6 protein-coding genes are annotated in these 6,737 nt (G+C 35.9%); 1 reads left to right on the top strand and 5 read right to left on the bottom strand.

The features are described 5' to 3' along the window. Positions 1 to 5 precede the first annotated feature (5 nt). The 3 genes from AAFX60_020785 to AAFX60_020795 all read right to left on the bottom strand — a co-directional run bounded on the left by AAFX60_020785 (position 6) and on the right by AAFX60_020795 (position 3,719). A complete protein-coding gene (locus AAFX60_020785) occupies positions 6 to 1,397 on the bottom strand; it encodes an HlyD family type I secretion periplasmic adaptor subunit (GenBank protein ID XDF79552.1) in 1,392 nt (463 codons plus the stop codon). 205 nt (positions 1,398 to 1,602) lie between these two features. After that, positions 1,603 to 3,372, bottom strand: coding sequence for a GNAT family N-acetyltransferase (locus tag AAFX60_020790; GenBank protein XDF79553.1), 1,770 nt, complete (start codon positions 3,370 to 3,372; stop codon positions 1,603 to 1,605). A 29-nt stretch (positions 3,373 to 3,401) separates the two neighbouring features. Then, on the bottom strand, positions 3,402 to 3,719 hold the full coding sequence (locus AAFX60_020795; protein XDF79554.1) for a hypothetical protein: 318 nt from the start codon (positions 3,717 to 3,719) through the stop codon (positions 3,402 to 3,404). Between the two features lie 150 nt (positions 3,720 to 3,869). Here AAFX60_020795 and AAFX60_020800 point away from each other — a divergent pair, with 150 nt between their 5' ends. After that, positions 3,870 to 4,442: a nucleoside triphosphate pyrophosphohydrolase family protein gene (locus AAFX60_020800; GenBank protein ID XDF79555.1), complete on the top strand. Its 573-nt coding sequence runs from the start codon at positions 3,870 to 3,872 to the stop codon at positions 4,440 to 4,442. Positions 4,443 to 4,515: 73 nt separating this feature from the next. Here AAFX60_020800 and AAFX60_020805 read toward each other — a convergent pair whose 3' ends face one another. Beyond that, on the bottom strand, positions 4,516 to 5,490 hold the full coding sequence (locus tag AAFX60_020805) for a ParB/RepB/Spo0J family partition protein (GenBank protein XDF79556.1): 975 nt from the start codon (positions 5,488 to 5,490) through the stop codon (positions 4,516 to 4,518). Between the two features lie 3 nt (positions 5,491 to 5,493). Continuing rightward, positions 5,494 to 6,717, bottom strand: coding sequence for a ParA family protein (locus AAFX60_020810; GenBank protein ID XDF79557.1), 1,224 nt, complete (start codon positions 6,715 to 6,717; stop codon positions 5,494 to 5,496). Positions 6,718 to 6,737: the final 20 nt, after the last annotated feature.

Raw genomic sequence — 6,737 nt, forward strand, 5'->3', positions numbered from 1 at the left:
TACTTTTATTCTCTTAGTGCCGATCCTTTTGCTTGAACGATAGGTTTCACTAAGTAATCTAAAATAGAACGTTTTCCTGTAATAATATCAACCGTGGTTGTCATACCTGGAATAATATTAAATTGTGTTTTTTCTTCTAAATCTTCTTGTGAAGTCCTAACTCTTACAAGATAAAAACTGTTTCCCTCTTCATCTTGAATAGTATCAGCACTGATATGCTCTAATGTACCTTTCAAACCACCATAACGAGTAAAGTCATAAGCACTAAATTTAACAATGGCAGAAAGCCCTGGACGTAGAAAGGCGATATCTTGTGGTGCAATCTTAGCTTCAATTAATAACGTATCTTCTGTGGGTACAATTTCAATTAAGTCCATACCAGGTTGAATAACACCACCGACCGTATTTATGTATATTTTTTTTATGGTTCCGGTAACTGGCGATAACACTACAGTACGGTTTACTCGGTCTTTCAATCCGACCTGTGATTCAGTTAATGCTGATAATTTATCTTGAGTAGTATTTAATTTTTCTTGCTGTTCAGAGCGAAACTTTAGAGCTGCGTCGATTCTGTTTAAAACAGTTTCTTGAATTGCAGAAGTTAAGACAGGAATTTTTAATTCAGTTGATGTCAACTCACGCTTAGTATCGTTAACTTGACGCTGTAATTTTAATAGTTCGATGCGAGGAACAACACCTTCATCTGCTAGTGGTTTTGTTATATCTAACTCTTTTCTTGCAAGGTTATAACTTGCCTTTAAATTTCGAACCCGCGCTTTTATTTCTACAAGATCTTGTTGCTTTTGACTTACTTGTTGGTCAAAAACAAAAATTCTATTTTTAAGGTTATTCATATCAGCTTTATATTCTGCAAGCTGACGACGAGTAACAATAGGGTTTTCTTTTGCAAACGCTTCGTCGAATTTTAGTTTATCAGTATAAACAATAACAGACTCTTTCCAGCGCTTACGGTTATTTATATCCTGTATAAGAATACTATCCATCGAAGCTGCCAATTGTTGAGCGCTTGCAGTTAAATTGATCAGTTGTTTTTTACGTTCTCTAAAATCAGAGCGAAAGCGAGTATCATCAATTAAAAGAAGTTGCTGTCCTTTTTCAACTTGGTCACCTTCTTTAACCAACATCTCTTTGACTAGACCACCTTCTAGATTTTGTACAACTTGTAATTGTGAAGAAGGAATGACTTTTCCTTGACCAACAGTAACTTTATCAATTTCGGCCCAAGAAGCCCAACCAATAGCAATACCAAAGAAAACGACAATTACCCATAAAAGAATTTTTGCATTAGTTGGTGTGTTTAAAAGTAGAGCCGCCGTTTTGTCATCAACAAAATCCAGCTCATGTTTATCAAGCTTGTTGAATCCTTTCTTACTCATTTATATATCCCTAATTGTTGTTATTCAGATAACAATCCTATTACATTAAGAATATAGTATTTATACGTTAGGAACTACAACAAATCATTGAATATTAGAAGGCTGAATCAAATTTAGGATAACTCTTTAGATGGGATTTACAGTGTAAATTCAATGAATATGAAAATCTTAATTTACACTGTAAATTGATGACTATAGTATTTGACTAGGATTTACAGTGTAAATTGCACAATAAGATTCTAATTGCTGAGCGCATTTCAGTTTCGGCTTCTCTTCTTCCTGAAACCTTTGAAAGAGAAATGGTAGTTTTCCAATCTTGTAATTGAAGAATCTTAGATACCACTAATACTTGGTGCGTTGCATTTAGAGTTAACAGAAGTGATATAGACGACAATACAAAATGTCTGAGTTCATACTGAATCATCTCAACGCCTAACCCACCGTTAGAATACATTTCAATTCTTTTAATCATTACATCGGCTAACGGCTGTCTCGTATCGATCCCTTTTAATAAACTTAATACTTCAGAAACATCAAGTTCATTAAAAACACTTAGTAATTGCTCAGGTAAAGCCATAGCAAAATAATCTTTACCAAGAGGTAGCCATTCGATAGCATTTTTGGATAAAGGCAATACTGCCAGTAACGAGTGGTTTCCGCTCGCTTTATCCTTAGAAATACCTAATCGCATAAAACTAAAATCTAAGCTCAACCAAAATTCATTCAATCCAGGAGTCGAGCCAAAACTTGTGCTTAGGTAATCAACACCTAAATCACAATAGAACGCTTTTATAAACTCAATTAATTTAGAACCAAGATGCATACGTTGATAATGCTGCTCAACCGCAATCCTCATAATACGAATACAAGATTGTTGAGCTGGTTCGTTAATACATAACGTTTGAGTTAATGAGACAGGAACTAAATGTCCTCTAGGTCTTCTCTTTCCAAGTTGAATATCAGCAATAAGCTGATTGTCGAGTTCACCTTCCGAAGAAACTAATGCGCATGTAAGTACGTTTCTAGACGATTTATCGATGCCAGCCCAACAAAAGAGACTAGGATCGGATAATAGAGATAACCAATCATTAGGTGATGTTTGATAATGAGCAGACACTAATAAAGAAAAAATGGATTGTGCTAATTCTGGATCCGTTAATAAATCACTTGCTTTCAAGCGAACGAATTCGACATCCTCTCGGCTAATATCCTGTTGCTTATTGCTCGACACTTTGTGATCTAATAAAAAAACAGAAGATAACCAATTTTCTAATGGATCGAGTTCAGACCAGCGAATAGGTTGTGTCATTTCCACAGAATGAAAGTTTGGGCGTAGCAGAGCAAGTTGCTTTTTGAACTTAATTTCGAACCCTCTACCAGTACCTTCATAACCATTAATTGTGGTAGAAAAAACCAGACGAGAATAACGCTCAGTTAATGCCAATAACATCGGTGCAGGAATAGCTGCCGCTTCATCGATACATAACAAATCTAATGAATAAGAATCACGTATTAATTCATCCGGAGCAAAATACGTAACCGTTGAACCATTTATAGTTAAGGTATTTTTTTCTTGTTTAAATGGCATTCCTAATTTTTTTGCCACACTTGCAGCATGACCGAAAACTTCATTGATATTCACTCGTAGTGGTGCCGTAATACCAATAACCAATTTTTTATCACGAACAAGCTCAGCGATAGCGATACCTATTGCTGAAGATTTTCCTCGTCCACGATCAGCGGTGATAATTAATGGTCTCTTAGCGTGGCCAGTAATCACTCTTTGTATACTTAACACGGCATGCTTTTGATCTACAGAACGATATAGTTCATCTAATTTATCTGTCTGAGTAAAAGACGACATTAATTTTTTTTCTGTTGGCACCTGCGGTAGCAACGGTAAAGGGGCATTTTCTGAAATAACGAGCATCTGCTTTGTAAAGTGTGTTAACCAACGTTCAATATTACGATGCAAAGATGAGTCTTCAGAGTGAATAAAAAAAACTAATCCCCACCAACAAGTGTTCCACAAACTGCATTTATTGCATTCGCGTTAAACTCATGAGAAATATCAATCACCAAACAATGTGTTTCTTGTCCTAACTTTTTCAGTGCAGCTTTCATTTCTAAGCTAGGTAATTCACCAATAGAAAGATTACCGTAAACCTCAATATCAGAATCTAGATATCCAGAATGAGCAATATACTCTTTAATAATTTCTTCGCTCCAACCGATAGAACCTTCTAAAAGAATTGGATATCGAATAAAACCACTCGCTGCATAAGCAGAAACTGTTTTCAAAAAAGATAAAACTTGAGGCATGGGAAGATCCATTTACGAGAGATAAAAACCTTTGAATTGTAGCATGAGATACAAAGTTTCCTTTAATTAAGAAAAGAAAGTATGACGAGAGTTTATTTGAAAAGGTATAATAACCACCTCATTTATGACTTCATCATTTAGGAAATAAACATGCATTTAAGTCAATTAACTCCAGCGGTTTACCAAAAGCTTTATCAAGATATCGAACAGTTCAGAAGTACCTTTGACTTAGCTGTTGATTCACCTGAATCACTAGATGAAAAAAATGATCTATTACATACATCTCTAGCTATTGAAGAGTTAACTGAACTTGCTGAAGCGGATAGTAAAATTGAACAAGCGGATGCTATTGTTGATACGGTTTATGTATTAATGGGAAGAGCTGTTCACCTTGGAACAAAGAATATAGAAGATAATCTAAGTATTTCGTACCTAGTAGATTTACTTCTAAACGTTGCTAAAAATCTGAATATTGAATTTATTCCATGTTGGGATGAAGTTCATTCAAGCAACATGAGCAAAGTATGTAAAACTGAAGATGAATACCAAGCAACAAAAGCCTTCTATGCAGAGCAAGGCATTGAACTAATGTCGACAGAAAAAGGCGGCTTTATTATCGCGAAATGCGCACAAAATGTAGAACTAGAAAATAAAGTAATTAAACAGGGTAAAGTTCTTAAATCAGTAAATTACCGACCTGCTGATTTAGCACCACTGGTTTAATGCTTTCTTAGATAAAAAAAGAGCCTGATTTAATGATTAAATCAGGCTCTTTTTATTATTTAATAAATACTAGTTACGATACTTTTTGACTAATGTACTCAAGAATATCTTCCATCAAGGCATCATCAACTTTTTTCAAATTCAGTGTTAAACCCGAACCTTTACGCTTATAAGAAGCACGTCCTTTTACTAATTCAGTCGTTAACGATTTTGCTGGTTCTTTTTTCGGTAATAGATCTTCAATCCATACTTCAATCAGCTCTGTTACTTCTTTAGTCATTCGACTAACACCAAGAGCCGTAGAACGCGTCCAGGCAGCTCCTTGTTCACCAGCACATTGCTTTAATAAGGTTTTCTGCTCTTCTTCTGAGAGGGCGTTATAGAGCTTATGAAGCTTAACTACAGTTGGACGACCTATTTCACTTACGCTTGGGTAAGCTTGTAGTAATTCCAATGGTAAAGTCGCTGCTTTTAGAGCTCCACTGACTAAAGCTTCACTGCATTGGCATACTTTTGCTAATTCTTTTTGATCTGCAACATCACCACGAGAAAGCATTGCCTGCATTTCTTTACCGCGTTCATATAATGAAAGTGGTTTATGAGCATTGGCAACATCTGATAAGAATTTGGCATGTTTTGTATTAATACCTTCGGCAACATAGATTAAGAAATCTTGCTCAGCCAAAATACATGACATACGACGACGGCTACCATCAAGAACTTCAATCTTGCCGCCTTCAACTACACGACCAACAGCTGGATATTGCTGACCACGATCACGTAATGTAGATAAGATATCTGATAGTGCATGCTCAGTTAAAAAAGACTGTTCACGAGCATTTTCAGCAAAGACTACCGTTGATGAACTCACATCTTTAGCAGGAATTTTACGTAACTCAAACGTCACTAAATCTTCACCAGCAACAGCTAATTCAATAACTTGAGCTTGTGATTTAGCTGCTTTTTGTGCTTCGACAGGAGTTGTCGCACGACGCTTATTAGTTTTACCAAATAATTTTGCGTTTAAGTCAGAAGTTTTAATCGCCATGAATTAGTACTCCCCTTTATTTAATGAATTCCAGTGACTGTGTAATACGCGTTCAAACTCTAATGCACTTTTCTTAACAGCATCTTGAGCCACAGCAAGTGTCTTCTTACCACCTTCAAAATCAGCGGCAGTTAAGTCAAATACGGTACTGTATGTATCTGCACAAATTTCAAATGCTCGGCTTCTTGGAATGGTCGCCATCATAACTTGATCAGCCAATAAATAATTCATTTCCGTTAACACCGAAACTTGTTTTTTATTGTCATCTTCAAACATAGTTGGCATTAAACGAACAAACTCTAAACCATGCCAGTCTTCAGGGAACATTTCATAAACTGTTGGTAGATGTTGGAAAAAGTTAACCGTTGAAGCCCAGTCTAAACGTTTTGCAGCACATGGAATTAATAATGAATTCGATGCGTACATTGCATTCCAAACTAATGGGTCTACGTGAGGACCGGTATCTATCATAATGACATCAAACTGATCAGCAATTGGATCAATCACTTTTTCTTTCAATAATTTAACGATATCTAGAGAACCATTTGTTGATAAATCTTGCCATGCTTCAGCATTAAACATCGCATCTTCAGGGAAAGCTGAAATCGTTTTTAAATTTGGATATTGCGTGTTTAAAAGCACATTTTTAGCCATGAACTCGCCATCAATAACCTCACCTTCAGGTACATTATCTAACATAATATCTACAGCAGAATAGATAGTGTCTTGCTCTGACACACTGATCTGAGGGTTTAAAAATAGACGAAGTGAGCCTTGAGGGTCTAAATCGATTAGACAGATACGGTATCTTTTTTCCAGGTTTAACGCTAAACATGCAGCCAAATGTACAGCTGTCATTGATTTACCAGTACCACCTTTTTGGTTCTGAACATTAACCACCCAAGGTTTATTGTTAGCATTTTTCTTCTGCTCATGAAATGTTGGAACGCCTGCTGCGTCCATTAACATATGCGCTTCAGTCAAAGAAATTGAATAATGATTTGCATTATTTTTTGTAAATTGATGACCTTCAGATTCTAAACGAGTAATCGCTTCATCTAACTTACGTCTTGTTAAACCAGAACGAGTTTCCATCATTGCTTTCGACATTGGAGGGAAGTGTTCATTGTTTCTTTCTTCAAGTACTAACTCAATACGATCAGATTGAACTTGCTGAGTTTGTTCTGCCAATGCAGCTAAATTGGCAATGGTTTGTTCTCTATTCATTATATTCGCCATCAGTATTA

The sequence above is a fragment of the Aliivibrio fischeri genome (genome assembly GCA_038993745.2).
Lineage (GTDB): Bacteria > Pseudomonadota > Gammaproteobacteria > Enterobacterales > Vibrionaceae > Aliivibrio > Aliivibrio fischeri_B.